The sequence below is a fragment of the Hoeflea prorocentri genome (genome assembly GCF_027944115.1).
GTDB classification, from domain to species: Bacteria; Pseudomonadota; Alphaproteobacteria; order Rhizobiales; family Rhizobiaceae; genus Hoeflea_A; species Hoeflea_A prorocentri.
Genome location: NZ_JAPJZI010000001.1, coordinates 2,004,619 through 2,031,331, shown reverse-complemented (window position 1 = coordinate 2,031,331; position 26,713 = coordinate 2,004,619). Strand labels below are relative to the sequence as shown.

At 57.1% G+C, this 26,713-nt stretch carries 30 protein-coding genes; 19 read left to right on the top strand and 11 right to left on the bottom strand.

Features of this window, described 5'->3' with window-relative positions; translation table 11 throughout:
• Positions 1 to 54 precede the first annotated feature (54 nt).
• Together OQ273_RS09550 and OQ273_RS09545 are read right to left on the bottom strand one after the other, a co-directional pair.
• Positions 55 to 1,542 carry a flavin-containing monooxygenase gene (locus OQ273_RS09550; RefSeq protein WP_267990216.1) on the bottom strand — a complete coding sequence of 496 codons (1,488 nt, stop codon included), beginning with the start codon at positions 1,540 to 1,542 and terminating at the stop codon, positions 55 to 57.
• Between the two features lie 94 nt (positions 1,543 to 1,636).
• Entirely contained in the window at positions 1,637 to 2,089 is a 453-nt protein-coding gene (locus OQ273_RS09545) for a cupin domain-containing protein (protein WP_267990215.1), read from the bottom strand.
• A gap of 109 nt (positions 2,090 to 2,198) precedes the next feature.
• Between OQ273_RS09545 and OQ273_RS09540 the strand changes: the two genes are divergently transcribed.
• A complete protein-coding gene (locus OQ273_RS09540) occupies positions 2,199 to 3,188 on the top strand; it encodes an AraC family transcriptional regulator (RefSeq protein WP_267990214.1) in 990 nt (329 codons plus the stop codon).
• 496 nt (positions 3,189 to 3,684) lie between these two features.
• Complete coding sequence (locus tag OQ273_RS09535) at positions 3,685 to 4,104, top strand: Ros/MucR family transcriptional regulator (protein WP_267990213.1); 420 nt, start codon at positions 3,685 to 3,687, stop codon at positions 4,102 to 4,104.
• 116 nt (positions 4,105 to 4,220) lie between these two features.
• On the opposite strand, the gene OQ273_RS09530 is transcribed toward OQ273_RS09535, so the two are convergent.
• The 6 genes from OQ273_RS09530 to OQ273_RS09505 form a co-directional block, all read right to left on the bottom strand.
• The gene (locus OQ273_RS09530) at positions 4,221 to 6,569 is read right to left on the bottom strand and encodes a hypothetical protein (RefSeq protein ID WP_267990212.1); all 2,349 of its coding nucleotides are present in this window, start codon (positions 6,567 to 6,569) and stop codon (positions 4,221 to 4,223) included.
• The gene (locus tag OQ273_RS09525; protein ID WP_267990211.1) at positions 6,566 to 7,114 is read right to left on the bottom strand and encodes a hypothetical protein; all 549 of its coding nucleotides are present in this window, start codon (positions 7,112 to 7,114) and stop codon (positions 6,566 to 6,568) included. Before OQ273_RS09525 ends, OQ273_RS09530 begins: the two co-directional genes overlap by 4 nt.
• A gap of 95 nt (positions 7,115 to 7,209) precedes the next feature.
• A complete protein-coding gene (locus OQ273_RS09520; protein ID WP_267990210.1) occupies positions 7,210 to 7,758 on the bottom strand; it encodes a hypothetical protein in 549 nt (182 codons plus the stop codon).
• 98 nt (positions 7,759 to 7,856) lie between these two features.
• Positions 7,857 to 8,330, bottom strand: a complete 474-nt coding sequence (locus OQ273_RS09515) for a hypothetical protein (protein WP_267990209.1) — start codon at positions 8,328 to 8,330, stop codon at positions 7,857 to 7,859.
• Positions 8,331 to 8,536: 206 nt separating this feature from the next.
• Entirely contained in the window at positions 8,537 to 9,607 is a 1,071-nt protein-coding gene (locus OQ273_RS09510) for a Glu/Leu/Phe/Val dehydrogenase dimerization domain-containing protein (protein ID WP_267990208.1), read from the bottom strand.
• A 236-nt stretch (positions 9,608 to 9,843) separates the two neighbouring features.
• Complete coding sequence (locus tag OQ273_RS09505) at positions 9,844 to 10,575, bottom strand: SH3 domain-containing protein (protein ID WP_267990207.1); 732 nt, start codon at positions 10,573 to 10,575, stop codon at positions 9,844 to 9,846.
• Between the two features lie 202 nt (positions 10,576 to 10,777).
• Between OQ273_RS09505 and OQ273_RS09500 the strand changes: the two genes are divergently transcribed.
• Positions 10,778 to 11,860: an AI-2E family transporter gene (locus OQ273_RS09500; RefSeq protein ID WP_267990206.1), complete on the top strand. Its 1,083-nt coding sequence runs from the start codon at positions 10,778 to 10,780 to the stop codon at positions 11,858 to 11,860.
• 2 nt (positions 11,861 to 11,862) lie between these two features.
• Here the strand turns inward: OQ273_RS09500 and OQ273_RS09495 are convergent, their stop codons facing one another.
• Positions 11,863 to 12,840 (bottom strand): hypothetical protein, encoded by a 978-nt coding sequence (locus tag OQ273_RS09495; protein WP_267990205.1) that lies wholly within the window; start codon positions 12,838 to 12,840, stop codon positions 11,863 to 11,865.
• On the bottom strand, positions 12,837 to 13,484 hold the full coding sequence (locus tag OQ273_RS09490) for a hypothetical protein (RefSeq protein ID WP_267990204.1): 648 nt from the start codon (positions 13,482 to 13,484) through the stop codon (positions 12,837 to 12,839). The genes OQ273_RS09495 and OQ273_RS09490 overlap by 4 nt, the downstream gene beginning before the upstream one ends.
• Positions 13,485 to 13,640: 156 nt before the next feature.
• On the opposite strand from OQ273_RS09490, the gene OQ273_RS09485 reads away from it, so the two are divergent.
• The 16 genes from OQ273_RS09485 to OQ273_RS09410 all read left to right on the top strand — a co-directional run bounded on the left by OQ273_RS09485 (position 13,641) and on the right by OQ273_RS09410 (position 25,688).
• Positions 13,641 to 14,468 carry an isocitrate lyase/PEP mutase family protein gene (locus tag OQ273_RS09485; protein ID WP_267990203.1) on the top strand — a complete coding sequence of 276 codons (828 nt, stop codon included), beginning with the start codon at positions 13,641 to 13,643 and terminating at the stop codon, positions 14,466 to 14,468.
• 238 nt (positions 14,469 to 14,706) lie between these two features.
• Complete coding sequence (locus OQ273_RS09480) at positions 14,707 to 15,333, top strand: hypothetical protein (protein WP_267990202.1); 627 nt, start codon at positions 14,707 to 14,709, stop codon at positions 15,331 to 15,333.
• Between the two features lie 70 nt (positions 15,334 to 15,403).
• A complete protein-coding gene (locus tag OQ273_RS09475) occupies positions 15,404 to 16,066 on the top strand; it encodes a hypothetical protein (protein ID WP_267990201.1) in 663 nt (220 codons plus the stop codon).
• 55 nt (positions 16,067 to 16,121) lie between these two features.
• Complete coding sequence (locus tag OQ273_RS09470) at positions 16,122 to 16,448, top strand: hypothetical protein (RefSeq protein ID WP_267990200.1); 327 nt, start codon at positions 16,122 to 16,124, stop codon at positions 16,446 to 16,448.
• Positions 16,449 to 16,466: 18 nt separating this feature from the next.
• Positions 16,467 to 17,750, top strand: a complete 1,284-nt coding sequence (locus tag OQ273_RS09465; protein ID WP_267990199.1) for a PBSX family phage terminase large subunit — start codon at positions 16,467 to 16,469, stop codon at positions 17,748 to 17,750.
• On the top strand, positions 17,750 to 18,280 hold the full coding sequence (locus OQ273_RS09460; RefSeq protein ID WP_267990198.1) for a hypothetical protein: 531 nt from the start codon (positions 17,750 to 17,752) through the stop codon (positions 18,278 to 18,280). Before OQ273_RS09465 ends, OQ273_RS09460 begins: the two co-directional genes overlap by 1 nt.
• A gap of 81 nt (positions 18,281 to 18,361) precedes the next feature.
• Entirely contained in the window at positions 18,362 to 18,787 is a 426-nt protein-coding gene (locus OQ273_RS09455) for a hypothetical protein (protein WP_267990197.1), read from the top strand.
• Positions 18,788 to 18,846: 59 nt separating this feature from the next.
• Positions 18,847 to 19,653, top strand: coding sequence for an ankyrin repeat domain-containing protein (locus OQ273_RS09450; RefSeq protein ID WP_267990196.1), 807 nt, complete (start codon positions 18,847 to 18,849; stop codon positions 19,651 to 19,653).
• A 12-nt stretch (positions 19,654 to 19,665) separates the two neighbouring features.
• On the top strand, positions 19,666 to 20,334 hold the full coding sequence (locus OQ273_RS09445) for a hypothetical protein (protein WP_267990195.1): 669 nt from the start codon (positions 19,666 to 19,668) through the stop codon (positions 20,332 to 20,334).
• A gap of 261 nt (positions 20,335 to 20,595) precedes the next feature.
• Positions 20,596 to 20,808 (top strand): hypothetical protein, encoded by a 213-nt coding sequence (locus tag OQ273_RS09440; protein WP_267990194.1) that lies wholly within the window; start codon positions 20,596 to 20,598, stop codon positions 20,806 to 20,808.
• The gene (locus OQ273_RS09435; RefSeq protein ID WP_267990193.1) at positions 20,805 to 22,553 is read left to right on the top strand and encodes a portal protein; all 1,749 of its coding nucleotides are present in this window, start codon (positions 20,805 to 20,807) and stop codon (positions 22,551 to 22,553) included. The genes OQ273_RS09440 and OQ273_RS09435 overlap by 4 nt, the downstream gene beginning before the upstream one ends.
• On the top strand, positions 22,550 to 22,897 hold the full coding sequence (locus OQ273_RS09430) for a hypothetical protein (RefSeq protein WP_267990192.1): 348 nt from the start codon (positions 22,550 to 22,552) through the stop codon (positions 22,895 to 22,897). The genes OQ273_RS09435 and OQ273_RS09430 overlap by 4 nt, the downstream gene beginning before the upstream one ends.
• 103 nt (positions 22,898 to 23,000) lie before the next feature.
• Entirely contained in the window at positions 23,001 to 23,291 is a 291-nt protein-coding gene (locus OQ273_RS09425) for a hypothetical protein (protein ID WP_267990191.1), read from the top strand.
• Positions 23,288 to 23,587 (top strand): hypothetical protein, encoded by a 300-nt coding sequence (locus OQ273_RS09420; RefSeq protein ID WP_267990190.1) that lies wholly within the window; start codon positions 23,288 to 23,290, stop codon positions 23,585 to 23,587. Before OQ273_RS09425 ends, OQ273_RS09420 begins: the two co-directional genes overlap by 4 nt.
• Positions 23,588 to 23,756: 169 nt before the next feature.
• On the top strand, positions 23,757 to 24,551 hold the full coding sequence (locus OQ273_RS09415) for a hypothetical protein (protein WP_267990189.1): 795 nt from the start codon (positions 23,757 to 23,759) through the stop codon (positions 24,549 to 24,551).
• Positions 24,552 to 24,968: 417 nt separating this feature from the next.
• Positions 24,969 to 25,688 (top strand): FkbM family methyltransferase, encoded by a 720-nt coding sequence (locus OQ273_RS09410; RefSeq protein ID WP_267990188.1) that lies wholly within the window; start codon positions 24,969 to 24,971, stop codon positions 25,686 to 25,688.
• Positions 25,689 to 26,302: 614 nt separating this feature from the next.
• On the opposite strand, the gene OQ273_RS09405 is transcribed toward OQ273_RS09410, so the two are convergent.
• Entirely contained in the window at positions 26,303 to 26,431 is a 129-nt protein-coding gene (locus tag OQ273_RS09405; protein ID WP_267990187.1) for a hypothetical protein, read from the bottom strand.
• Between the last annotated feature and the right edge of the window lie 282 nt (positions 26,432 to 26,713).

Below are 26,713 nucleotides of genomic sequence, written 5' to 3'. Positions count from 1 at the left end.
CAGCGCGGATTTTCTTTGCGGCCTTCCGATGTTCGGCGGCCGGTGCGGGCGATCTCAGGCGACCGTATAGTCAGGCGTTGAAGCCAGAAAGCGGCCATAGGCATCGGCATCCGGCGGCGACAGGTTTTCGGCCAATGGGTTACGCCGGCGCACCGAAGCGCCCATATCGTCAAGCAACTCATCAAAATGCATGAAATGGAACGGCGCCGAGCACAGACCGCCATAGACCTGTGCGGCGGGCCGGCCATTGCGCCGCCAGTCCAGCATCATGTCGATATTGCTCCGCATCTCCGCATCGCTCGGCTGCCTGGCGAGCATGCCGTCTGCATAGCGCACCAGCCAGTTCGCCGCCATCTCGGCGCTCAGCACCGTACAGAAGGACGAATTGAAACCGACAAAGCCCATATCCGGCAGGTCGGGATTCGCGATGATGCGGTAGAGCCTGTACTGCCCGTCCGGTTCGACGAGCTTCTCCCGATATGCTTCCGGTAGGAAAGGCACGCCCAACTTCCAGCCGACGGCAAGAATTGCAACATCCGCAGATACGGTCTCGCCGCCGCTCAGCCTGATTTTGCCCGGCTCATAAGCCTCGAATGTGCCCTGGATTGCCTTGATCCGGCCGCTGGCGACGAGATCGAAGAAGCCGGGGGTAACGATGGGGACGGAACAGTTGACGCCGTCCTCGATGCGGGTCTTGGGGCGCAGGCCGGTCTTGTTCAGCTTGAGCTGAAGTGTGAGCAGGGATTCCAGTGCCCGCCAATTGGCCCAGATGAACGGGGCGGCAATGGCATATTTGAACCGGTCGAGCGCCGACAGATCCCAGCCCTGGAACATGTTTTCCTGCTTGCGGATATAGAGGATGCGTTTGAAGTTGATCAGCCCGCCGATGAAATAGGGAATGCGCCAGACCGATTCCAGATAGACGATGGTGACGGATTTCGCGCCGCTGTTGGCGGCGTTGACGGCAATGTCCGTTGCCGATTTTGAAAAACCCAGGACGACCACATCCTTACCCTCGACCATATTCGGGTCGGTGTATTCGGATGAGTGCATGACGGTCCCGCCGGCTGCCTCGAATTCATCTTGGCCCGGATGGGTGAGCACGTTCTTTTCGCTGAACTGGCCGGTGCAGACAGCGACGAAATCGAAAGCCTCCGAGCGTTTTCCGCTTTCGTCTTCAAGCTCTAGTTGCCAGCCAGGCGCGCCGTCCGGGCGCCGGTCCATATACTGGACAGCAGTGCCGAAACGAATGAGATCGCGCAGGCCGTGGTCGGCGGCATAATCATCGAGATAGGCATGGACCTGCGGCCCCTTTGGCCATTCCGGATATTGGTCGGGCATGGCCTTGTCGGTGTAGCGGTAAAGATCCTTGGGGCTTTGGGTCTGAACATCCGGATAGGAGCGTGACGGCTCCCAGACGCCGCCGAGATCGTGGCTGCGTTCAAAGACCGAAACCGTATGTCCCTTTTCCTTGAAAACCTTGGCAGCCGCCAATCCGCTGACGCCTGCGCCGATGACAGCAACATGCTTGCGCTTGACCATGGCAATATCTCCCTCATGGCCTGCCGGATATCCGGCAGGTCCAAAAATGTTCCGTTTTTGATTGGGCCGGGCATGCCCGGCCGATGCGCTCAGATCAGTCGTTTGCCTCGGGCGGCAGGAAATCGACCTCATGCTGCGCCGAAATCTTCACGACCTCTTCCGGGTCTTCCAGATTGTGCAGATTGTTGAAAAGTTCTTCCAGCTTACCGGCAGGCGAGACCCAGAAGAGGGCGCGAGCCGGCTTGTCCGACTTGTTGAAATAGCCATGCGGAATGCCGCGCGGCATGCGTACCAGGTCGCCGGCTTCGGCCTTGACCCACTTGCCGTCGAGCTTCAGGTCCAAGACACCTTCCTGGACGAGGATGAACTCATCCTGCGTCGGGTGCACATGGACCGGCACGAACTGGCCGGGCTCCGAATTCGTCTCAAAGGCAAAGGTCGAGTCGCAGCAGGCCTTGGGGTAATAAGTCTGGCCGAGAATATTGAGGGTCGTATCGGCGTAGCCGGTTCCGTTGCGGGTAATGCCCTTTTCCAGATCCTGTGTCATCGGTTCCTCCCAGGTTGACAGTATCCAAAACTATTTTAAGCTTGAAGGATGGAGCCGGTCTGGCGCGCTGTCTATCCGATTTGCGCAAAAAACGGCCGGGTGCGATGCCATGACGCCGCTGTCGCAGTTTGCACTGTTTCACACACGCGATCCCGATCACGCCCGTGAGCTGGTCGCTCGGAGCTTCTGCGCGCACAGGCTTGAGCCGCTTGCCGAGCATGATGCATTCGATGCCCGTCATCACCTTGCCCGGGGTGCAATGATTGCCATCAACTACCTGCATTACGGCGCGACGGTCCTGATCGATCCGCAGGAATTACAGGATTTTTATCTCATCCAGATACCGGTCAGCGGTGCTGCCCGCATCACGAATGGCAGTAGCACATTCCTGTCCGACCGCAACACGGGCACGATCCTCAATCCGGACCGGCGCACCCGTATGATCTGGCTCGCCGGCTGCGAACAGTTCCTGGTTTATGTCAGCCGTAAAGTATTGTCGCGCTTTGCAGAAGCGGTAATTAGCCGAAGCCTTTCAACGCCTATCGTTTTCGAACCACAGATCAGCTTTGCAAGGCCGGACGCCGAACTTTGGCGCCGGAAGGTTTGTGCGCTTTATGGCGCGGCAGAGGAGGGACGTCTTTTTGTCTCCGACAGTGCGCTTGACCAAAGGCTGCTTGAAGAAGCGCTCTTGTCCGAATTTTTGGCAATGCAGCCGAGCAATATCAGCCAGTTCATGAACGAGCCCGTAACGGCCCTGAACGCCGGATATGTTAAACGCGCGCGGAGCTTCATTGTCGAAAATGCCGCAAAACCAATCGGCATGAGCGACATTGCCGAAGCCGCCGGAGTGTCCATACGCACTCTGCAATATGCGTTCACCAGAAATCTGACGCGTACGCCGGTTGAGGTGTTGCGCCGTGAAAGGCTGATGCGCATCCGTCAGGAACTGGCGTCAGGCCATTGTGAGATGACGGTTGCCCACATTGCATCCAATTGGGGCATGACGCATTTCGGGCGATTTTCCCGCTATTATGAAAGAGAGTTTGGAGAGTTGCCCAGCAAGACAAAGAAGCTTGCGAACGACGCAAGATTGGTATGAAAGCTTGTAGTTTCCGTGGACTACAACAAGAAATTGAATGCACCTGGTGATTCGAGCTTTTTGTTTTCACATTTTTATTTGGAGAAAAATATTTTTTGGGCGGCGGTCAGCGTTTTTTGTCTGAAACACTGGTTTACATAAGCATTTTTACCCAACGCTTAAATCTGCATGGTTTATGTAAATAAGTGTTGACATATATTTTTGACTATACAGTCAAGACGTAAAATCACCATGTTTTCGGGTGTTTAGCCGGTTCTTGAATAAAATGTACACAAGTCGTATTCAAATGGGCCTCTGAAATATATCTCAATGTCAACTAAAAGTTAAATATTGCAAATATTGAGTATTGCCTGCTTTCAGTATTGAAATGCTATATTGATAAATTACTTCCTATCTTATAACTGTAGATACATAGTTCACATCGTTGACTGCATCCAATGCATCGATGGTTTCGGTGAATTACGTATAATGCATGAACTGAATTTTGAGGCGCAAAATGAATGAAACAGTTGAAGAGGGCCGCGACGAGCGGCTCGTGGAGCTTACGGCAGATGTTGTCGCTGCCTATGTCAGCAACAATGTCGTGCAGACGAGTGATCTTCCCAACCTGATTGCCGAAGTGCATTCGGCTCTTGGGTCCACCACATTGGGCGAGGAGCCGAAGGTGGAGGAGCAGCAAAAGCCTGCGGTCAATATCCGCAAGTCGCTGCAGGACAACCAGATCACATGTCTTGAATGCGGGTTGAAGTTCAAATCTCTCAAACGCCACCTGATGACCTATCACGGCCTGACACCGGAAGCTTATCGAGCAAAGTGGAACCTGCCGGCCAGTTACCCCATGGTCGCACCCGCCTATGCGGAAAAGCGCTCCAGGCTGGCAAAGGACATGAAGCTCGGCCACAAGCGGGGCGAATAGGTCGCACGCACAACGACAAACGGCGCCAGATGCCCGACCGTTGCCGGATTTTGACAACTGGCAAGCATGAATAGGCATGGCAAGGAACAAACGGGCGCGTCAGCGCCCGTTTTGATTCAGAGTATCTGCCTCCTGAAGGGAAAGGGGCCTGTTTGCGGCGTTGGCCGGTCAGGCCTTGGTGTCGGAACGGGAGCAAAGGGCGGGCGTTGCCCAAACAGATGGCCATCCGTTTTGACGAACCGGTTTGCCGCCTTGAGCTGACGGCGCACATGTCCGGGCTCGAAACCGCTGCGCTGAAGCACATAATCTTCCGGAGACGGCAGTTCGCGATGCAGGATCCAGTAGAGCGGCTGGCGTTGACGTCTCTTGCCGAGCGCCGGGCTGCGCAAATCGCCGTCAACATCCGGAAGGAGCTGAAGATGCCTGAAAAGCTCACCAAGACCGACATCCGTCCCGCTTGAATGAATGAAGCGGGCGCCCACCCGAGACCTACCCGTTCGTCCCTCCACCGGGCTGCCGTCATCGCTCATCAACTGCATGTTGACGAAGCGGTCATAGACACCGCCGGCGGGTCTTCCCGTCGAGGCGCGGATCACCTCGCCATGCTCGTTGCGCAACACGCCGTCTTTTAGCAGCAGGTCCATGATAGGCACTTTGCGGAAGCGGGGCCGGCGCGGGCCTGAGGTGAGGTTCCCGTCACTATCCCCCGGGTAGTAGCTGACATCGCCGACATCCGGATCGCCGTCGACCAGATCGCCGGCCCGCATCGGCCTGCCGAAGAAGTCGATCTTCATCTCCGGGTCGTAATGCGGCGAGGCAGGCTCGAGGAAGCCGGTCGGGGAGGGCGCCGACGGCGGATCAATGGCGCGTTCACCTCTTTGCAGTGCCGGATAGAGCCGCGGCACATAGGCATAAATCGACCTCGATTTAGGCGAATAGAAGAACGTACCGTCATCCATCTCGATGCGCTTGAAGGCATGTCCGTCCTCACGCATGATCGGAGCGTTGTCGATTGCCTTGTGGTCCACGGTGAGTTGCCATTCGCCGCCCCTTCCGTCACGGATGTTGAAGTAGTGCGCCTCATCATCGACCAGATAAGAGGGGTCCGAAGGATCGACGGTGAAGCCGCGCAAGGTGATCTCCGAGGGACTTCGGTGGGGCAGGCGATCCCCTTTTTCAACATTCTCGGTTAGCGCGCGCAGGCGACCGGCCTTTTGTGGAGTGAGCATCTCGTCGAAACGGTCCGGATCAACACCGCGCCCGGTCGCGAAGCGGCGCGCTTCTTCTATCAGCAAGTCCAAGGTGAAATCGTCCTTGCCATGGCGCCCGGCCATGTGGCGGGCAAAATCCGCCGCCAGATTCTCTGCCGGTTCGCCGACGGCAAGGCTGCCTGCCATGGCAGCGACAACGCCTGTTGCAAGGAGGGCCCAGGGAGCGAGGGTGATACCGACAGCGCCGGCGAGCACGGTAGCAGCGCCAGCCGCCGCCGCGCCGGCCGCGCTCCCGCCGACCGTCTCGGCCGCAAAACGCACAATGGTTTTGAACGCCTCGTCTTCATTGCCGGCCTTCAGATGGTCCTGGACCTCGTTCGCGACAAGGCCGATCTCCGCCACATTGGCGGCACCTCCGAGTCTTCGTACGGTCTCTTCCAACCCGACGCTGCCGAGGCCGACAATGCCGAGATCACGAGCCGTCTTGCCACCGGAGCGGAAAGCGGGATCAGTTTTGTCTAATCTGGCGAAATGGCGTGCGCCGATAAAGACCTCCTTTCCGCCAGCCCCGTAGTGACGTCTAAGCGCTTCAATGTCGTGCGGCGTGAACACCCTTTGATAATCCGGCGACAGGTTTCTGATCTCGGTATGCTTCATGAGCTGCTGATATTGATCGCCAGTCAGACGTCCATTGACTGCCTCGTTCAGAAAGAAACCCGGCAGTCCAGCATGGGCGTGTGTTTTAGAGAGGCGTTTCAACTCCGCACGATCGAGGTCAGTCTGGGCAAGAAAATCCACCCGCGGCCTCTTGCCTTTACGCGTTTCCCCAGTGCCCGGTTGTCTCAGCGCTTGCCTGATCCGTTCCGGCCACTCTATCAGGTCGGAATCGTGGCTTATTATCGTAAATGTTCTTGATTTGTTCTTGCTGATATATTTTACAATGGCGGTATCGGCCAATTGACCCTTTTTGTATATCCCGCCATCGGGCGGCGGAAGGAAGCGCCGCTTGGTTTCTTCAAGGTTTGTGTGATTGACCTTTGCCCTGTCAAATATGACGCCAGGACGTTTCTCAAGCCACATTCGCACTTGTCGCTTCGATTCGACCAGTTCCTTCAGAACCTCATCAAGAATGACAATTTGGTAATTTCGTCCGGTCAGCGCCTGAGCGCCATTGACACCATGCTTCGTGGACAGATGATAGAGATTGAGAAGCGGCTTCATATCAATGACAAGATAAGTAATGCTGTCGGTCATGAACGCTTCTCCACAATCATCGTACGCTCCTCAAGCATGATCGAACGCGCCTTTGTACCGAACGGGTCATCGATCTTTCCGCGCAGATAGTCCTCGACAATTACCTCCGGGTCCGTAAATGCCCAGGGGTGCGCATCGGGCACGAACTTCAAACGGTACCAATCTTCAAACTTCCCCTGCCATTTTGTGTGAGCCCGCTCTTCGTCTGAGATCTCGAAATTGACAAGATCGATATCGTCGCCACGCTCACGGTGGTAGTATTGCGGCTTGTAGCTTTCCCACACTTCGGGATGATCCTTTATGGCGCGAATGTAGCCAAGAGCCTCCTCGAGCGTGATCCAGCCTTTCGGGTCGGTGGATTCGCCCCATTGGATGGTGTCGTTCGTCGAAGTCTCGGGGTCTTCGCCCCGGCGGATTTGCGCCCGGACAACCTCATCGGCCTCGAGCTTTTCCAGCTCGATCTCCCAATGGAAGCGCTCGCGTTCGGACGGTTCGATAAGCCATGGCGGCGTCTCCCAGGGCGGAGTGTTCTGCTGTGTGTTCATGAGTTAACTCCTGCACTCCAAATAGGACTGGTCACATCGCTCCGATTACGACCCGCCCCCCTGCATTCCAATGACGAGATATGTTGTGCTGTTAGTCATGAGCGCTTCTCCACAATCATACTGCCATCTTCGAGCATAATTGAACGCGCCGTGGCACCGAATGGATCATCGATCTTTCCACGCAGATGGTCTCTAACAATTATTCTTGGATCCACAAAGGCAGCGGGATGGGCCTCGGGCAGAAACTTCAACCGGTACCAATGTTCAAACTTGTTCCTCCAATTTGTATGGGCGCGCTCCTCATCGGAAATCTCAAAATTGATTAGGTCGATCTCCGCATCCGGGTCGCGGTGGTAGTATTGCGGCTTGTAGCTTTCCCACACTTCGGGATGATCCTTTATGGCGCGAATGTAGCCAAGAGCCTCCTCGAGCGTGATCCAGCCTTTCGGGTCGGTGGATTCGCCCCATTGGATGGTGTCGTTCGTCGAAGTCTCGGGGTCTTCGCCCCGGCGGATTTGCGCCCGGACAACCTCATCGGCCTCAAGCTGATCAAACTCGATCTCCCAATGGAAACGCTCGCGTGCGGGCGGTTCGAGAAGCCATGGCGGTATCTTCCAAAGCGGGGTGCTCTGCTGTGTGTTCATGAGTTAACTCCGGGATTTCGATCGAGGTTGGTCCACACCGCACTGGCTCGGCGCCAGCTTGTAGAGTTCCTCAAGCGGGTTCTTATCGAGAAGAAAATTCATTGATCCCCCCCCTCAACCCGCCTGGTATCCAGCATATAGTCGATGGCTTCTTGACCGAAGAGATCATCGATCATGCCGTTGCCGTACAACTCGATGACGGCGGCGGGACCAAGCAGAGCGGAGTCGCGGATGCCAGGGTGGTGCTTCATGGCGTACCATCTAAGAAAGTAGTTTGACACGTCGTTCCTCTTGTCATCCTCTTCCGACCATTCGTAACCAGCGGCTTCCTCCTCTGGTGATGGTATGTGGATATTTGCCAGAGAGTCCCATACCTCAGGCATGGACTGGCAGGTGCGGATGAAGCGGAAACAGTCTTCCAGCGTGATCTTCCTGTCGGGATCGGTTTCGAGATAATAGCGCCTGTGCTTGCCCTCGCGGAGAGCGCGGTCGATGCGGTCCTGAAGCGTCCGTTCAAGCTCATCTTCCCACCAGTATCGCTCCCGCCACGGGGTTTGGTCTTCGTCAGTCATGTCGTGATCCTTTCAGCAGGCGACGGTTCGCGCGGCTCGAAGCCGGCGCCGATCAATTCAATCCTGCATTGCAGAGACGTAGTATGGGGAATTCTTTTGTCACTCTCAAGCAAAAGTGAACATAAAGGGAACAAAATTGCAAATACCTCCACTCATTCGCAGCGATGCGGCATGAAGAAATGGGACTTTCGGCGGTGCTGGACGGCTCAGACGTCGCGTGACGACAGGCGCTCCTCCGCCATGCGATCGGCGATCACGTCGGTCGGCGCGGACTCGGCCTCGGCCCGGCGGAAAATGATCGTCAGCGTTTCGCCGATATTGCGCACGGTGGTTTCGAGGACTTCATCCTCAACATCGTGCAGGGCGAGCGCGATGACGCCGCCGGCATTGATCACATAGTCGGGCGCATAAAGGATGCCGCGTTCGGCAAGCGCCGCACCGTCCCCGGGCTCGGCAAGCTGGTTGTTGGCGGCGCCGGCGACGATGGGCGCGCCAAGCTCGGGGATTGTCACAGCGTTAAGGCCGGCGCCGAGGGCGCAGGGCGCAAAAACATCCGCCTCGACCTTATGCGCGTCCTCGGGGTTCACCGATTTGGCGGAGAAAGCATCGATGGCCTTTTGGACCGCTTTTTCATTGATGTCTGAGACAACAAGGTCCGCGCCCGCATGATGCAAAAAGCGGGCAAGGGTGAAGCCGACATTGCCGAGGCCCTGGAGCGAAACCGTGCGGCCATGCAGGTCGTCGGAGCCGAATTTATGGCGCAGGGCGGCCTGGATGCCGTTATAGACGCCGAGCGCCGTATAGGGTGAGGGATCGCCACGGTGGGTTTTCGATGTGCCGCGCACATGTTCCGTCGCGCCGCCGATGGATTCCATGTCGGCAGGCGTCAGTCCAACATCCTCGCCTGTTATGTAAAGGCCGCCGAGCGCATCGACCTTCTGGCCGAAGGCGTGCATGAGTTCCGGTGTCTTGTGCAGCTTCGGATCGCCGATGATCACGGCCTTGCCGCCGCCATAATCGAGTCCGGCCATCGCATTCTTGTAGGTCATGCCGCGTGACAGCCGCAGCGCGTCGGTCAGCGCTTCCTGCATATTGGCGTAAGGCCACATGCGGCAGCCGCCCATGGCCGGGCCGAGCCGTGTGTCATGGATGGCGATGACCGTATAAAGCCCGGTTTGCGCGTCATGCCCGAAGACAATCTTCTCGTGACCATCAAATTCCGGATGATCGAAGGCGGTCGTTTCGTCCCGCCTGGACGTCGAGGATGCAAGCTCCATCTGAATTCTCCCGCGGCCTGTTCTTGCCGCCGCAATCCACCTGTCGCCCGCCGACCCGAATCAACGGGCTTTCCTGCTATTTTATATGATATCGGAGCGATGTGATTTAAAGCGTGACGCACGCAAGGTTTCGTGATCGCCTTGCATGCCAGGATGACGGATTATTCACTCGGATCAGATGGTTAAATGAAGAGACGCGATGGCGTTTCGCGTCTCTTGAGGGCTTTGTCTGTTGATCAGCCGCTGCGGCGTTGACCGGATGCCCGCCCCATGCGCGGCTGTACGGCCTTGGGTTGGCCTGCCCGGGGCTGCGTTGCCCTTGGCTGGTTGGCACGGGGCAAGGGTTGCGCCGCTCTGGGCTGATTGGCGCGGGGCGGAGTGGCCCTCGGCAGGGGTTGGACGGCGCGGGGCCTGTCGGCGCGGGGCAGGGGCTGAACCGCCCGTGGCGGATTGGCGCGAGGCAATGGCTGTACGGCCCGGGGCCTGTCAGGCCTTGGCGGCTGTGCCCTTGGCCGGTCCGGCAATATGGGCTGGACGGCACGCGGCGGCTTGGCGACCTGCGGCGGCGGGCGGTAGTAACGGTCCCAATTGCGATACCAGGGGCGACCGTAATAGTAGCGATCCCAATATCTGCGGTCGTAGACGACGACCGAGATGCCGAGGATAGGCGCAAGGGCCGGGGTCAGGATACGGCGCTGGCCCTGATAGGTGATATGGATATAGGAGGCGGACATCCATCCGCGTTCGGTGCCCCAGGACACGTCGCACCAATTATATCCGTCTAAGCATCCATGCGTGGTGATGGCGGTTCCGTTGGGAACGGTGAGGAGGACGGGATAGACCGTACCCGGCCCGGCGCGCAAATTCACATTTGCCGTGGTGTAGCTCGGCGTCGCCGCCTGTACCGCACCGGCAAACGCCGACGCGCCCACAAGGGCAACAAGCCCTGTCAGGAGTCGTTTCAGCATTGTTCCAGTGATCTCGCTGTTTTGTTTCGTAAGCTTGAATCGCATATCGTGATGGAGCCGCAACGGTACAAGTTGAACTTTCGGATGATGTCGAATCCCCTTTGTTGAAAGGTGTTTGCGCCCCCGGGCTTGCCAATCGACCGGAATCGCTCGACTATTCGCCCGCCGCACGCGCAGGGCCGCGGCGGATCAGGAGCCGGCTATGAACAACCGCTTTCGCAATCTTGTCTACGGCCTCGCATTTGCGATCATGGTGGGCTTCATCCTGCGGATCGGCAAACCGATCTTTATTCCGATCATTTCCGGCATCATCTCGGTCTATGTCCTGAGCACCATGGCGACCAGTCTGGGAAAGGTGCCGATTGTGGGGTCGGTGATTCCGCTGTGGCTGCGCCACATCGTGGCACTTCTCGCCTTTATCTTCCTCGGGTTCCTGCTGGTGGTGCTTTTCGCCGAGAACATTCAGCAGGTGATTGCGCTTGCGCCGCAATATCAGGCAACGCTGCTGGGATTCGTCGGCGAGATTGCCAGAATGCTCGGCATTGACGACGAGCCGTCCTGGGGAACGATCCGCAGCGCCGTGCTTGGTCAGCTCGATCTGCAGCGCGTTATCAGCACGACCGTCACATCGGTTTCGGCGCTCGGCGGACAGGTCTTCGTCGTCTTTCTCTACGCCAGTTTCCTGATGGCTGAACGGCTGCATTTCAGCGAGAAGATCGTGAAGGCCGCAACCACGAAGGGCGACGCGGCGCGGATCATGGAAATTGTTGGCAGCGTCAACGAACGGATCGGCAATTACCTGACGGTGAAAACGCTGATCAATGTCATGCTCGGGCTGATCAGCTATGCCTGTATGCGGCTCATCGGTGTTGATTTCGCGGGTTTCTTCGCCGTGCTCATCGGCGTTCTCAACTATATTCCCTATGTCGGCTCTATTGTCGGGGTTGCATTTCCCGTGCTTTTGACCGCGGCTCAATTCGGCTCGATCGAGGCCATTGTGATTGTGCTTATCAGCCTGACGGCGTCGCAGGTCTTCATTGGCGGTTTTGTCGAGCCGCGGCTGCTCGGCCGCTCGATGAATCTGAGCCCGTTCGTGGTGCTGATATCCCTGACGGTATGGTACGCTCTTTGGGGGATCGGCGGGGCGATCCTCGCCGTGCCGATGACATCGGTTGTGGTGATCGTACTGGCCGAGTTCCGTCCGACGCGGCCAATCGCCATCCTGCTTTCGCAAAACGGCGATTTCGATCGAAACACGCAACCGGGCGAATTGCCGGCAAAGTAGTCCTAGGCTTCAGCGGTCCCATTCCGGCTAAGGGTGATCTCCTCCTCGACAACCGATTTGATCTCGGCGATCGTACGCTCAAGATTGCTTGGCCCCTCCGGCGATCTATGCGTATCGGGATCAAGGTAACCGCCCGGTCCGTTGTGAGACATATCGGCCATCGCAACCTGTGAGATAAGGCCCTGCTTGCGGGCCTGGTTCCAGTGGGAGCGGCCAAAGATTGCCCAGCGGTGAACGAAGAAGGTTCCTCCGATGCGCGCGACCCGGTCGGCGGAGCCTTGCAGGTGCACGATACGGTCGAGCGCGGCGATGCCTGGATGCGATGACAGCACACCGCCCAGCGACAACAGGGTCAACCGGCTTTCGAACTCACCGTGCAGGAAAGGTGCGGCGCCGAGCGAGATCTCTGCTCCGCCGCTATAACCAAGCATGATGACCGGGCGGCCTGAATGGGGACCATGGCCCCGCGCCAGGAGTTTTTCGCGCATAATGCGATAGGTGCCGGCGCTGTAGATCGGACCGTAACGCCCGTCTGCCGCGACAAGCACCTGGAACATATTGCGCAGGCGGATGAGGTTCTGCGTGACAAAGGCCCGGTGGCGTCCGGAAAAGCGCCAGAACCGCGCGAAGATCCGCTGGCCGGTGAGCGGAATGCCGGCAGGCGAATAGGGAAAGAAATCATCGATGACCGTGACATTCGGCATTGCCCGTTTCAACGCGTCGATGAAACCCTGCTCAAGCTGCGGGTGCCGTTCGCCGGTGATGGTGCCGATTCCTGTCACGTAGAAAAGCACGGCTTCCTTTTCCTTAGATAAGCCGCTGACCGTTTCTGTGTCTTCCTCTACCGGTTCCCCGTCCGGATCGCTTGTCCACCGCGACCACCATGTCATGGCCTCGAACGGGGCGGTGATGAGCGCCACAAACAGCGTGACGCCGGCAACGAGCAGCGCGCCGAAGAGCAATTGCTGGATATCCGTCATCGGCTGCGCACCTTCTGTTTGACGAACTCCAGGATCTGATCGGAGGTGAAGCGCGAAAGTTGCCGGCTTGCAAACAGGAAACCGCCGCTTTGTGCGGTGTGGCTGCGCGTAAAGAACAACCGCTCAAGCAATGAGACGGCAATCCAGCCGAGTAGCATGCAGACCGCGCCCGGCAGGAACGGCACCTGTGCGCCGTAGAAAAGCCCGTACATCATGGTCAGGCAGGTCCAGCCATAGAGCATGTAGAGGATGATGATGCCGATGCTGGGAAGCACGGCAAGAAAACCGAAGACCAGCGGCGCCGTGGCCACAAAGATGACCGATATGAAGTTCCAGGGTGCGTTGACCACGCCGAAAACAATGGCGGCGAAGAAAACCGAACAGGTCACCCAAAGCCCGAGACGCACGGCCAGCGACAAACCGCTGAAGATAAGACCGAGCAGGAAGCCAAGCGGCGAGGCGGCGACGAGGAAAAGGGCGAAACACTGTCCCAGCAGGAGTGACGCTCCGGCCAGAAAGACGACCAGTGTCGAAATAAAGCGTGTGCGGTCATCCATATAGGCCGTGTCGTAGACCGCCGGATCGAACCATAGGGCCCGGCCGATCATATCGCGAAGTTGCGTGATGATATCAAACCAGTCCATTCGACCTTCCAGCACATTGACGACCCGGCAGGAGGCTTGCCCATTTCGGCACAAAACACAATGCGGCCTGCTGTCTATTGAGCCGGGATTGCGAAATTTCATCTTGCAATCGTTCACTATTTGTTCCAGCTTGGCGTTTGGCCTGGGAGAGTGCGGATGAACACCGAAGAAAAATTTGAGCGTTTCAAGACACTGCATCAGGGCGAGGGCGCTTTCATCATTGCGAATCCATGGAACGCCGGATCGGCGATCATCCTGGAGCAGCTTGGTTTCGAGGCGCTGGCAACAACATCCGCCGGACTGGCCTTCGCCACCGGGCGATGCGACGGGCGCTCGCAAGTCACGCGTGAAGACGCGTTGAGCAATGCCAGGGATATCGCTTCGGCAACGTCGTTGCCGGTATCAGCCGACCTTGAGGGTGGCTTCGGGGACCTGCCGGAAGACTGCGCCGAGACCATAAGCCTTGCGATGGAGACCGGGCTGGTTGGCGGCTCCATCGAAGATGCTACGGGCAGGCCGGAGGCCCCGATCTATGAGTTCGGGCAGGCGGTGGAGCGCGTTGCGGCAAGTGCCGAGGCGGCAAGGGGGCAACCGTTCCTTCTGACGGCGCGGGCAGAGAATTTCCTCTACGGCCGTCCCGATCTGGATGACACGATCCGCCGCCTTCAGGCTTTCGACGAGGCGGGTGCTGATGTGCTTTTTGCGCCGGGGCTGCCGGATCTTGAAGCTGTCCGCCTTGTCTGCTCTTCGGTATCGAAACCGGTCAATGTTGTCATGGGCCTGACCGGCGCGAACTGGTCGCTCAATCAGCTGGCCGAGGCCGGCGTCAAACGCGTCAGCGTTGGCGGCTCTTTCGCCCGCGCCGCGCTTGGCGGCCTGATCCGCGCCGCAAACGAGGTCCGCGAGCGAGGCACATTCACCTATGCGGTCGAGGCGCTGACCGACGCCGAGGCCCGGCGTTTCATGGAGGCGGGGCGACGGTAAGGCGCGAATTCGGGATGTTGGTGTCTTGCTTTCTTGATAGATCTCAACGAGTTAAATGAAAACTGGACTGTGCGATGAGCTCGCAGCGCCTAATGGCATGGTGGCTGATGCGGTCTTGCGATAGGGTTGTTTTCAGCCGATGGAACACGTGATTATTGCAGATAGCTGACGATGCGCGCAGGCATAACCTACAAGGGAGAGTGATGGGATGCCGGGCAGGTTAAAGTGGATACGGATATTGTCGCCGATCACAGCCCTGACCACTTTCTTCATAGCGGCCGGACCAGCTCAGGCGGATCTCTCCGATATCTACAATGAGGCCTATTACATCTTTTTCGAGGAACATTACCCGGATGTAGCCTGGGAGAAGATCAAGGACCTGGAGGATTCTGATGACCCGTTTCTCTATGTCAACAAGGCGCTGATGCAGGCCTCGGGACGGCTGACTTCGGGCTTTGACCGTTGCGGCGCAATTATCAATGCGGAAAAGGCGGCGGAAAGGGGCAATGTAACCCCGGCGCACGACCTGCTCAGAGGCCTCTATGAAGGCGAGTGGATATCCATTGCCGCGTTGGAGGGAAGCAGATTGGCGCTCTATTACAAGGGCTACCGGTTGATGAAAACGGACATTTATCCCTACGCGCTGGACCTCTTCGATGATGAACGGTCGCTCAAGGACGCCGCGCCTTATCTGTATCTTTCCGCCGAACTTGGATACGAGCCCGCAATTGATCGAATACGGCAATTGGAAACCGAGCATCCAGAAATTTTCGAGCGGGAACGGTTCATGGATGCTATGGCCGCACACGAGCCGATCCAGCTCTATTGTCCGCCGCGAACTTACCTGGATGGTGAATTGAGATGAGCAAACGCGCTTCTCTTTCCTGGTTCCATGATCAAAGACAACATGCCGTTCTCGGCCGGAGGAGAGCGGTATGAAGCGGTTCGTGAAGATGTGCATGATTGCCGCATCGCTGACACTTTCCGGTGCTGCGGCCAAGTCGGAAGACATTTCACCGGAAATCGTCGAGACCGTCGCAAGGGCCAGTGACCTGTTCTGGATTGATAATCAGGCTAAGACGGCATGGGACCTTCTGGAGACGCTCGGCGATACACCTTACACGGAACTCTATACGCTCCGGGCCTTCATCATCGCATCCGGCCAGTTAAGCGGTGGTTTTGACCGTTGTGCCGCAATCCTCAATGCTGAAAGGGCGGCCGAACGCGGCAATATGATGCCAGCCTACGGTCTGCTGAGGGGCCTTTACGAGGGCGAGTGGATTTCGATCGCAGCGCTGGAAGGCAGCAGGATTGCGTTGTTTTTCAAGGGCTACCGTTTGCTGACGACAGACCGCTATCCCAACGCACTGGCTATGTTCGACAATGAACGGCCGCTGAGGGATGCCGCACCTTATTTGTATCTTTCGGCCGAGCTTGGACACGAGCCCGCCATAAGGCAAATTCGCGCCCTCGAGCGCGATCACCCCGGCATCTATTCTAGAAACAACTATTCCGACGCGATCGATGCCTACACACCGATCGAAATCTATTGCCCGCCTCGGGCCTACGAGAAAGGTGACGTAAATTGGCAGAATTAGTTGAAAGGCAAGATGCGGCGCCCCTGGTTCTCATCCGCTTCTTTGCAGTCGGAGCATGACAAGATCAAAACTTGCTAAGAGCGGACTCGCGTCAAGGAGACCTATAAACATTGCTAAGAGGCCTGGGGAGCAACCGGCTTCAGCCGAATCCCCTATCATCCGCGACGCGATCATCCAGGCGGCGGTCGAGGCGGGCGGTGGCGATATGGTCGCCTATCTGAAGAAACAGGCCGAGACCCATCCGAGCGCCTTTCTGACCCTGCTCGGCAAAGTGCTGCCCATGCAACTGACCGGCGGCAAGGGCGAGCCGGTCAATCTTGAGTTTTCGGTACGCTTCATTGCCGCCGAACAGGAAATTAGCGGCGAAAACCGCCGCACCTAAACGACAGTAAGAGACCTTATGGATATCCAGTTCCCGGACGTGTTCCGGCCGCTGGTCGCACCGGCGCGCTTCAAGGGCGCGTGGGGCGGACGCGGCAGCGGCAAATCGCATTTCTTCGGCGGGCTTTTGTGCCTGCGTGCGCTCAGACAACGCACGCGTGCGGTGTGTCTGCGCGAGGTGCAGAATTCGATCAAGGATTCCGTCAAACAGCTTCTGGAAGACAAGATTTCCGCCTACGGGCTGACATCCCATTTCGACATCACCGACACGCAGATCCGTGGGCCGAACGACAGCCTGTTCACTTTCAGGGGGCTGAAGAACCACAATGCAGCGAGCATCAAATCGCTGGAAGGCTTCGATATCGCCTGGGTGGAGGAGGCGCAGACCGTTTCGCAAAAGAGCCTCGATCTTCTGATTCCAACGATCCGCATGCCGGACAGTGAACTCTGGTTTTCCTGGAACCCGGAGCGTCCGACCGATCCGATCGACCGGCTGCTGCGTAAAGAAAAGCCCAGCGGGGCGATCGTGATCCGGGCGAATTACTCCGACAACCCGTTCTTTCCCGCCGTGCTCCGCGCCGACATGGAACGCGATCGGCTGACGGACCCGGTAAAATACGACCACGTGTGGCTCGGCGGCTATCAGAACGTCTCCGACATGCAGTTCATCACGCGCGAGACGATCCGCGCCGCGCAGGAGCGCTCCGCTGAGACTTCCGGCGGGCCGCGCATCATGGGGCTGGATGTCGCCCGCTTCGGCGATGACCGGACGGTTCTGGTGCTGCGCGAGGGGCACCGGCTGAACCGTATATGGCGCTGGTCGGCGCTTGACCTGATGCAGACCGCGGGCCGGGTCAGCGAGATCGCGGCACGGGAAAAGCCGCATGCGCTTTTTGTCGACGGTGTCGGCGTTGGCGGCGGGGTGGTCGACCGGTTGCGCCAACTCGGCTTGCGGGTCATCGACGTCAATGGCGGAGCGCGGGCAGGGAACGCCGCGCGCTACCGTAACAAGCGTGCGGAGATGTGGGCGCGCATGCGCGACTGGCTGCGCGATGTCGGCTCCATTCCCGATGACGACGAACTGGCGATCGACCTGCAGGCCCCGAATTACGGCTTCGACGCACAAAACCGCATCCAGATCGAGAAGAAAGAAGAGATGAAAAAGCGCGGCCTGATCTCTCCGGACTGCGCTGACGCGCTTGCATTGACCTTTGCCGAAGCCGTCCATCATGAGCGGATGAACGCGGTCTCCGCGAAGCTGGAGGGTGCAGGCAGCGCCTACAACCCGCTGGAGGGCTGGTGATGGTCGATATCGTGCCCGCAACACTGCGAGATGTGTCCTACATTGCCGCCAATATGCGGCCGTGCGACCGCGAGGAAATTTACTGCCAGCTGCCGCCCGGCACGAAGCCGGCGGAGATCGCCGCCTTCTGCATTGGAGGAGGGCGGAGCTGGGCGGCCTTCGACAGGGGCCAGCCGCGCGGCGCTTTCGGCTTCAGCGAGATCAGTGACGGCGTGCTCAATGGCTGGGCCTTCGGCAGGCCGGGCTTCGAGCGTTGCATCCCGGCGGTCACGCGTTTCGTATTCAGCGAGGTTGTGCCTGGTTGGCTGGAACAGGGCATAAGGCGCATCGAGGTGCGCACGATCGAGACACACACCAGCGCCCATCGCTGGCTGGAGGCAGCCGGGGCGGAGCGGTGCTGCGCGCTTGAGGACTGGGGGCGCAATGGTGAGTGCTTCCGGCTCTATGCCTGGATTTGCAGAACAGTTCCCGAAGATATTTTTACGCGATGGCAGACGACGGACTCGGCACAAAGAGCCAATTCGGCATAAATTAGAACAAAATAAGAACATAATCTATGATTGAAGTGACGCTCCATGTTTCGCGATACGCGCACCCAAAGGGGAATTGAAATGAAGCATCTGGAACTGTGGCTGTTTTTAGGGTTTTTCGGAACGTTCTTTGCCGCATTTGCCGTTTGGCTTTATTTCGAAGTCGCCGACGATCGTCCTTCCCTTTTTGCTGAGGAACATATCGAAATACTCAGTAATGGCGGAACCATCACAAACAACGATCCTCTCTTTGCCGGCTATGAACGTATTTGTCTGTTTGGCCCGAAAAGCTCGGAATTTACGGATAATGGATGCGGCAAATTCAATCTAGCGGCTATCGCTCTGTTTCGCGACGGACAGTGCAACGCATACTCGGACCGCAACATTCCTGCACGCGTCATGGATGAATATGAATGGGAGTGCCGCGATCTTAATCAGCAATTCGAGATAGGCATTTTGGGCGCCGCGGAAGATCCAACTCATTACTTGATATTCGATCCCCGATAAGGAGAGTTTTGATGGATTACGCGCTGTCGCGCTGGACGCAACAAGGAAATCAATAGGGCATGGACTGGAACAAAATAAGAACACAATGTAAGGTAGTATTGCTCGCCGGCGTAGAATATCCGGACCTAAATGGATCGAAGTTTCAGTTACGGGGAAAACGAATGTCGACTGCAAATAAAATCACAATTGTAGTTTTGGTCTTAATTGCGGTCACAGCATTGGCGCTCAGTGTTGGCCCCTTCAGACAGCATATGGCCGGTCCGAAAGCCGATTGCCCACCCTATGCAACGGTATCGACGCCGGAAAGTATGCTGCAGGCGATTCGTGAAAAGGAACTCGTGGCTGTGAACTGCATTCTGGACGCCGGCTATGAAATTGACGCGATCATTGCACACGGAGACACGGCACTGGATGAGGCCGCCTATTTCGGCCGCGTCGAAATCGTTGAGGAGTTGCTCAGACGGGGCGCATCGGTGAACGCGGGAGAGAGTTCTACGATTATTAAATCCTTGTTGTCCTCCTTTGACGAGGATGTGTTTCCGGGTTTGCCCGTTGCAAGCGAAGCGGATCATTTTCGAATTGGCGAGATCCTGCTCAACAATGGCTCCAGAGTAGACGATCCGTTCAACGAGGAGTTCAAGGCCTACGACATCATAATCTCGCAGTACTGCCGCTACGACAACGAAAGTCGAACCACATATGAGGACTTTCTCAGCCGGTTGGAAAGGAGCAATTTGCCGGACATAAGGCCGGACATGTCACGGGCTCCTTATATCGAGGCCCAAGTGTACAGGGCGGAGGCCGGTATAACCATCCCCGAGTGTGTTTATCGCTCCTTCAAGGCGTTTCGCATCAAATTCAACTAGGAGAAAGCATAGATGACAAGAAGGCAACGTGATCGCCAACGACCGAAAACACGTGAGACAATCCTGCAAGAGCGAACAGACGAGCTTCTTCAAACGCTCTACAGGCATGGGCAGATTGCAAGAAAGCATCGCGACGGTGACTTCAGTACAGGCTCGGAATGGTTGGACCGGCTGCGCGCCTTAACTGACCCCGGCCTGCCCTCGAATGGCCTTGGCGGGATAATTGATTACACCGCAACGGATACGGCGCTTCGGAGCTGGAAACGGGAATTCGAGGTGAAAAACAAACTCGATAAAATTGCGGAAATACTCGACAGTCGGGACGAACCACTTCAGCCAGAAGAAGAGGAGCGAATTGCTGGTTTGGCAAGAAGCGCCTTTTGGCGTGGATACGACGGAAAGAAGCTGTTCGAAAAAACCGGGCGTCTGAAACAAATTAAGACCAGTCGTCCGCGCCCAGCTGAATCTGCACGCTTAGATAGTAACAGGCATCAGAACGCCCCACCGAGATCACCGTCAGCGGTGAAGCTTCTTCTCTCAGGTGAAGCGAATCCTGGTGAGCTGCGGGGAGTGAGAATGTCCGAAAACACACTCCGCTGGATGATGCGCGGTAAAGTCCCAGACGTAGAAGGGGCCAACAGACTTCATGACAGTACAGGGCCGAAAACAAGCCGTTTTTGAGGCATGTTGCGGCTTCAGACTGACGTGACCATAATTTATTTCATAAAAACAGGGCACTAGCCCACTTCCCGACTGCGCGGCGCCTGTACAGTCCGGCTATTGGCATGGTTGGCAACGGCGCAATCACCTAATGATAAGAGCAGCCAGCCGCAGCGCAAATGCCGCAATTTTAGGTTGGAACACAACACACACGACGCAAGCAATCGACACGCTGCACGCGTGAGCGATATCGGCTTTTGTCATGACAGGAAAGGCAACATCATGTGCTTTCGCACCAAGGTCGACACGCCGGAACCCGTGGTTCCGCGCCCCGTAACCCGCGACCGTGACGCCAATTTGCGTGTCGAGGCCCGACTGCGGCGCAGGCGCTCGCGCGGCGCGCGCGCTAATATCTTCACATCCGCACTCGGCGACAGCGGCTTTGGCGCGCATGTCGTCTCCGGCGCGACGCGGCTCGGGCAGTCGAACACATGAACGGGGTGATCGACAAACTGCTCGACCGGCTCTCGCAGCTCGAGAACACGCGCCGCCCCTGGGAAAGCCACTGGCGCGAAGTCGCGCGCTACGTCGCGCCGGGCATGGCCTATCATGACATGCTGGAAGCTGTCGGCGGCACCGCCGCACGGCCTTATGGCGCGCTTGAGGCGCCCAACATTTACGACCACACCTCGCTGATGGCGATCGACCGTCTGGCCGCCGGCGAGATCTCGCTTGTCATGCCGGCAAGCGCCACCTGGCACACGCTCAAAAGCAGTGATCCCTTTGCGGGGGATCCGGATGACGAGGAAAAGCGCTGGTTTGATGATCTGACGCGCTATGCGTTCCGCATGCGATACAACCCGGTCTCCGGCTTCACGCTCGCCAGCAAGGCAGCCGTGAAGGGCAGGGCGGCTTTCGGCACCAGCGTGATGTATGTCGAGGAACGCTTCGGGCAGGGGCTCTCATCACCGATCTCCTATCGGCATGTGCCGCTGCTGGAGAACCATCTGGCGACGAATTTCGAAGGGGTAGTGGACACCAATTTCCGTGTCTTCCGCCGCACCGCGCGCCAGTGTGTGGAGCGCTGGGGCGAGAAGTGCTCAGAGAAAGTCAGGCGCGCCGCGGAGGACGCCAAACGGCAGGAAACGCCGGTGACCATCGTCCACGCCGTCATGCCGCATCCGGACGGCGAGCGCGCAACCATGCGCTACGTGTCCTACTATTTCGAGCGGGACGAGAAACACCTGATCGGGCAGGGCGGCTATCGCAGCTTCCCCTATATCGTCTTCCACTGGAACCGCGAGCATCAGGGGCCCTATTGCGAAGGTCCGGTGTCGCTGGCGCTGGCCGAGATCAAATCGGTCAATATGCTGTCGAAACAGGAATATATCGCCACGCAGCAATGGGTGAACCCGCCGACCGCCCAGCGCGACGACGCGCCGAATGCGCCGAACCTCAACCCCGGTGCGCCCAATCCTGGCCTGCTGAGCGAGACTGGCGAGCTTCTGATCCGGCCGATCATCACCCAGCAGCGGCCGGACTTTGCCCGCGCCGTCATTGAGGCCAAGCAGAACCAGCTGCGTGAAAGCCTCTATGTCAATCTGTGGCAGATCCTGATCCAGAACCCGCAGATGACCGCGACGGAAGCCGCGATCCGTGCGCAGGAAAAGGGCGATCTTCTGGGACCGTCCGGGCTGTCTCTTCAGGAGGGGTTGGCGCGCATGGTCGACCGCGAGTTCGCCATTCTGGAAAGCAAGGGCGTGTTCCGGCCGGGCGCGGCGCTCGGCGCACCGCAAAGCCTTGAGGGCCGCGAGATCGGCGTTGCCTTCACCGGGCCGCTCGACAAGATGCGCCGCGCTGGCGAGATTGTCGGCATGCAACGTGTCCTGGAACTCGCCGGCATGATGGCGCAAATGGGCCATCCGGAGGCGCTCGAACGGTTCGACATGAACGAGATGCTTGATATCGCCCAGGATGTGCATGGTGCGCCTCGGTCTATTTTCCGGCCTGCCGCCGAAGTCGAACAGGACCGAGCAAAGGCTACCAATTTACAGCAAATGCTCGGCTCGATGGACATGATACGGGCCGGCGGGGAGGCCGCTAAAGCTGCCGCGGAGGGCGGCAAGGCGCTCGGCGCAACCGGCCCCGACGGCGCTCTCGATCCTGAAAAATTTGCCTTGATGCTGCAAGGAGCCGTGGGAGCAGGTGAAGCGGAAGACCAGATGGAGCAGATCCCATGAACCAGCCATTGCATTCTTTATCGACCGGGAAAGAGGGCGCTCGGCGGCGCGACGCGACGGCGATGTCGGAACTCCAGGGCGCCTATCATCGCGTCTTTTTCGGTCTGGGAGCGACACAGCAGGATCAGTCGACGGTGCTTGCGGACCTGTCGGCCTATACCGGTTATTTCTTTTCGCAGGATGCGGAGGCAACGGGAGAGGCACTGCGTGAGGCAAACGCCATGCGGCGGGTGCTCGCCCGCATCATCCGCCTTGGTCTCGGTGCGGAGGGCGATCTGTCGGCGCTTTACCGGGCCGCTGTTGCCGAAACGCTCGCCACGCGGGAGGAGGGCAGGTCGCTGTGAGGCTGACTGGCGAGGCAATGGGCATTGATGAAAGAACAAAATAGGAACACAATTCGAGGTAGAATGACCTTTTGGTTGTTGAGCCGAGGGTTGAGGGATTTCAATGAGCGTTAGTGATGCCCGTGTGCTGCCAGAGGCGCGGTTACGGGAAAAGAACGCCTATACGATCATGGCCACTGCAGGATGGTTTGTTCCTCTGGTCTTCAGCGCTTTGGTATCTCAGTCCATGAACATCTTTGCGGTGGGCATCTTGTACGTTTTTCCGATGACCATTCCGCTCTTCATACTCTGCCTGATTTCGGTTTTCAGATATGACCGCAGGATGTGGTTGGCCTTCACGCCTTTTGTGACCTATTCGCCATTGACACTCTACTTCTCGGTGTTCGCTCCATGACCCAGATGTCTACAAGCCGCAGTTGGAGGCGCAGGGTTCTGGGCAATCATAAGATGGCGTTCATCGTCCTTGCAGTTTTGACATGCGTCACGCCCTCGGTTGCACTCGCGTTTTTTGGTGAATACTGGACACCGATCAGTCTGATTCTCTTGCCGGTCATGTTTTTCCCACCCTTCGGACTGATGGTGGTCCTTTCGTTCGCTGCGATCCGCCACTACCACCCGCTCATGTGGGTGGCTTTCATCCCCGTCGCCACCACCATGATTGCGCTCTTGTGGCTGGACACGCCGTTTTAGGTCTGCACAGCGGAAGCATCAGAGAATCTCTATCTGCCGTTGTCGATGAACAGGCGCAAAGACGTCAAACCAGCTCAGTTGATTGCGGTTCCACCGTCTCCGTGAAATCGGTGATGACTGGACTGGCTTCAACACCGTGTTTTTTTTGAGCAATTTCCAAGGAGAAGCTATGACCCAGCCCACAACGCCGTATATGGAGACAACCAGAAAATTTGTCGAAAAGACCGGCAAGCTCGCAATGCCGATCGCACGGGAACTGGGTGTTTCACCGACGGCCATTATTGGTGCGGTTGCAAATGAGTACGATACGCGCAAACAGTGGGGGTGGGGTGTCCAAGCTGGTGCCGATGTTTGGGCCCGCATGAGTTCGTTTGGTCCCTATCCACGGATTCCGAAGCAGCGGATCGAGCCGAGCTCTGGAAAACCTGGGGTCTTACGAAAGATCGTGAACCCGTTTACAATCGATATCGGTCCGGGAAACATACGCGTGGATGCGGCCATCTCGATGGTTCAGGATTACGTGGAGCGCCACAAGAAAACGAAGAAGGACCCCCTCGGTCTGCTCAAATATAGAAATGACTATGACAGCTTGGTCAACGATCTACTGAACTTCGAAAATCCGAAGGCAAGCTACGCCATTGCTGGTCTCTTCCTTGCGGAAGGTCAGAAACTGCTCAAACAAAAGTCCCGTCATGCTTGGGATAAACTTTCGCCGGACCAGAAGGATGCGCTTCTTGTCACATATTTCAAGATCGGCAAGGAACAGATTGAGCGCAATATCGACAAGAGGCTCAATGCGCCGAATCGCTCGCCGGGCGATTTCGCTTACAACCCGAGAGGTGACGGCGGCCAACAGCACCTTAATAACGCAGACAACCTGCGCAAATGGCTTCGCATGCCCAGAATGGATTACCCGACCACCCACCTTGATACGGGACCAAAACAACTCACAATCGATCGGTAGACCTCGGTATGATGCACAGGTGTGTCGATCCGTAGCCCTGAATGTTTCTTTAAATACTGATTTTCCACGAGCCCAAGGACTGCATTGGCCTCGCACGCCGCATTGTGATCGCAATTGAGACGGGCCGGTGAGGACTACGCCAAGCGACTGCAATGGATGCCAGGCTTGATGGCACTGTTAGCCCGTTTGGCAGCGAACGAAACAAAACCGCCGGAATCATCGCTTCCGTTAAGAACACTTATTGCTGGCAGTATTGCCTTCAAACAACTACTTTGAGATGCTTGCACATATCTTGCCGGAACGTCGGCTCAACCTTTTTTTAATGTGGGAAACTGTGACGTGGGATCAACCAGAGTAATCGGGTGGTATGGACGCAGGAAGGGCTTTCTGGTTGAGCGCTGGACGGGAAAGGAGCGATTGAATGATTTTCTCGAAGCGGTCCAACCCGTTACCACCCAGCATGACCTGATCCGTGTCGGCGCGGACGGTGATGGCGGTTATCTCGTGCCAAATGATCTTGCCGGCATTGCCGCGTGTTTTTCACCGGGAGTTGGTGGAATAGCCGATTTTGAAGCGGACATGGCCGATCGGGGCATCCCATCATTCATGGCCGATTTCTCTGTGAATGGCCCGCCGGAAGGCAATCCCATGTTCAATTTCGAGAAGAGGTTTGTCGGAACAAAGAACGATAAGTCTACGTTCAGGATGAATGACTGGGTGGCGCAACAAGGGTTGAAAGAAACCGATGATTTGTTGCTGCAGATGGACATAGAGGGCGCGGAATATGATGTTATTCTCGACATGCCGGAAGATCTGCTCGCTCGGTTCCGTATCCTGGCGATTGAATTTCACGACGTCCAGATGCTGCTGAAAGAAACAGGATTCCGCTACGTCAAAGCAGTATTTGACAAGCTCCTCAGGTATTTTTCCGTTGTCCATATTCATCCGAACAACACGATCCCCTTTGTTGAATATCGCGGTTTCACTGTTCCCCCACTGCTGGAATTCACTTTCCTGAGAAAAGACCGGATCGCGCGCAGTAGCCCGGTCCGCTCCTTACCCCATTCATTGGACCGATCCTGTTTCCCGTCAAACGAGGACTGGGCTTTGCCTGATTGCTGGTTCGGGCGTCGTTGACCGATGCCGCCTACCAAGAGGCTTTTGCAGATGCCTATCGAGGTAGGCCTGTCATTTTATAGTGAATTGGATGGGATAGCTGTGAATGGCTGCTGAGGGTGTGCCAGCATATCCCGATCAAGCCGCCGATGACCGACATAAAAAAAGGCCGCCCGAAAGGCGACCTTGTCTTATTGCTTCCAGCGTAATGCGTCCGATCAACCTTCAGGGCAAATCTCTTTTGTATGGCACGCCGGAAACGACCATAGGATAAGGTCTGGGCAACATCGCAGGAGATGCCGCCGAAATCATCTCAAGACTGGCTCGTTTGGTCACTTCGGGTTTTGTGTAAGACTTTTTCATATTGGCTCCCGCCTATTGTCAAAGGCATTCATCCACGCGTACCGGTTTGTCCTGCCGCGCCAATTTCACCCCAGATATTGATGGACAGTTTTCCCAGAGATCCCTCTTGAGAAGATCGCCGGCCTGTACGCCCGATACTGTGTTCGGGCGCTTCTCATGGCGCGACCGCTGTAAAAGACAGGCGCGCGCATCTGTCACAGGATTTTCAGGAGTTTTCTTAGTACCCCTAACGTCCCCAGCTCGGATAAGTCACACCAACAAACTGAGGGTTTTTATCTTCCGTCACGGAATACTTTAACGCCGGAGACCACAAGCGGGCGCTCTATAACAGCTTTCTGGCTGGAAATTTTCTCCAGCTTTTCCCGTGTTACAACGGCTGGTTTTTCATATGTTTTCTTCATGTCATTGCTCCCCTTACGCAACTCTGCTGACTGACACCCGAACTCAGCCCGGCTTTTTGTTGGCCTTGATACCTGAAACCACGTTCAGTTTTTCCAGGCCAGTTGCCGCCAGTTCCAGTCTGACCTGCTTGCCGACACTGGGCTTCTCGCAGATCTTCTTCATGGCGCTCGCCCAACGTTCACTAATTGTTAAATAATCGACTACGAATTATTGTTCTATGAGTCAATTTTTATGCATGGGAAGAATGAAGCTTTTGAATTGAATAGTTAACAGGCGGGCAG

Bases quoted from the DNA above. Each gene is read 5' to 3' on its own strand.
- OQ273_RS09535 (WP_267990213.1), top strand. From the start codon at position 3,685: ATGAATGAAACAGTTGAAGAGGGCCGCGACGAGCGGCTCGTGGAGCTT.
- OQ273_RS09450 (WP_267990196.1), top strand. From the start codon at position 18,847: ATGGACTGGAACAAAATAAGAACACAATGTAAGGTAGTATTGCTCGCC.
- OQ273_RS09465 (WP_267990199.1), top strand. From the start codon at position 16,467: ATGGATATCCAGTTCCCGGACGTGTTCCGGCCGCTGGTCGCACCGGCG.
- OQ273_RS09485 (WP_267990203.1), top strand. From the start codon at position 13,641: ATGAACACCGAAGAAAAATTTGAGCGTTTCAAGACACTGCATCAGGGC.
- OQ273_RS09445 (WP_267990195.1), top strand. From the start codon at position 19,666: ATGACAAGAAGGCAACGTGATCGCCAACGACCGAAAACACGTGAGACA.
- OQ273_RS09425 (WP_267990191.1), top strand. From the start codon at position 23,001: ATGAGCGTTAGTGATGCCCGTGTGCTGCCAGAGGCGCGGTTACGGGAA.
- OQ273_RS09550 (WP_267990216.1), bottom strand. From the start codon at position 1,542: ATGGTCAAGCGCAAGCATGTTGCTGTCATCGGCGCAGGCGTCAGCGGA.
- OQ273_RS09490 (WP_267990204.1), bottom strand. From the start codon at position 13,484: ATGGACTGGTTTGATATCATCACGCAACTTCGCGATATGATCGGCCGG.
- OQ273_RS09545 (WP_267990215.1), bottom strand. From the start codon at position 2,089: ATGACACAGGATCTGGAAAAGGGCATTACCCGCAACGGAACCGGCTAC.
- OQ273_RS09515 (WP_267990209.1), bottom strand. From the start codon at position 8,330: ATGACTGACGAAGACCAAACCCCGTGGCGGGAGCGATACTGGTGGGAA.
- OQ273_RS09430 (WP_267990192.1), top strand. From the start codon at position 22,550: ATGAACCAGCCATTGCATTCTTTATCGACCGGGAAAGAGGGCGCTCGG.
- OQ273_RS09440 (WP_267990194.1), top strand. From the start codon at position 20,596: ATGTGCTTTCGCACCAAGGTCGACACGCCGGAACCCGTGGTTCCGCGC.
- OQ273_RS09420 (WP_267990190.1), top strand. From the start codon at position 23,288: ATGACCCAGATGTCTACAAGCCGCAGTTGGAGGCGCAGGGTTCTGGGC.
- OQ273_RS09455 (WP_267990197.1), top strand. From the start codon at position 18,362: ATGAAGCATCTGGAACTGTGGCTGTTTTTAGGGTTTTTCGGAACGTTC.
- OQ273_RS09415 (WP_267990189.1), top strand. From the start codon at position 23,757: ATGACCCAGCCCACAACGCCGTATATGGAGACAACCAGAAAATTTGTC.
- OQ273_RS09525 (WP_267990211.1), bottom strand. From the start codon at position 7,114: ATGAACACACAGCAGAACACTCCGCCCTGGGAGACGCCGCCATGGCTT.
- OQ273_RS09405 (WP_267990187.1), bottom strand. From the start codon at position 26,431: ATGAAGAAAACATATGAAAAACCAGCCGTTGTAACACGGGAAAAGCTG.
- OQ273_RS09530 (WP_267990212.1), bottom strand. From the start codon at position 6,569: ATGACCGACAGCATTACTTATCTTGTCATTGATATGAAGCCGCTTCTC.
- OQ273_RS09435 (WP_267990193.1), top strand. From the start codon at position 20,805: ATGAACGGGGTGATCGACAAACTGCTCGACCGGCTCTCGCAGCTCGAG.
- OQ273_RS09505 (WP_267990207.1), bottom strand. From the start codon at position 10,575: ATGCTGAAACGACTCCTGACAGGGCTTGTTGCCCTTGTGGGCGCGTCG.
- OQ273_RS09520 (WP_267990210.1), bottom strand. From the start codon at position 7,758: ATGAACACACAGCAGAGCACCCCGCTTTGGAAGATACCGCCATGGCTT.
- OQ273_RS09460 (WP_267990198.1), top strand. From the start codon at position 17,750: ATGGTCGATATCGTGCCCGCAACACTGCGAGATGTGTCCTACATTGCC.
- OQ273_RS09495 (WP_267990205.1), bottom strand. From the start codon at position 12,840: ATGACGGATATCCAGCAATTGCTCTTCGGCGCGCTGCTCGTTGCCGGC.
- OQ273_RS09470 (WP_267990200.1), top strand. From the start codon at position 16,122: ATGACAAGATCAAAACTTGCTAAGAGCGGACTCGCGTCAAGGAGACCT.
- OQ273_RS09500 (WP_267990206.1), top strand. From the start codon at position 10,778: ATGAACAACCGCTTTCGCAATCTTGTCTACGGCCTCGCATTTGCGATC.
- OQ273_RS09475 (WP_267990201.1), top strand. From the start codon at position 15,404: ATGAAGCGGTTCGTGAAGATGTGCATGATTGCCGCATCGCTGACACTT.
- OQ273_RS09510 (WP_267990208.1), bottom strand. From the start codon at position 9,607: ATGGAGCTTGCATCCTCGACGTCCAGGCGGGACGAAACGACCGCCTTC.
- OQ273_RS09540 (WP_267990214.1), top strand. From the start codon at position 2,199: ATGACGCCGCTGTCGCAGTTTGCACTGTTTCACACACGCGATCCCGAT.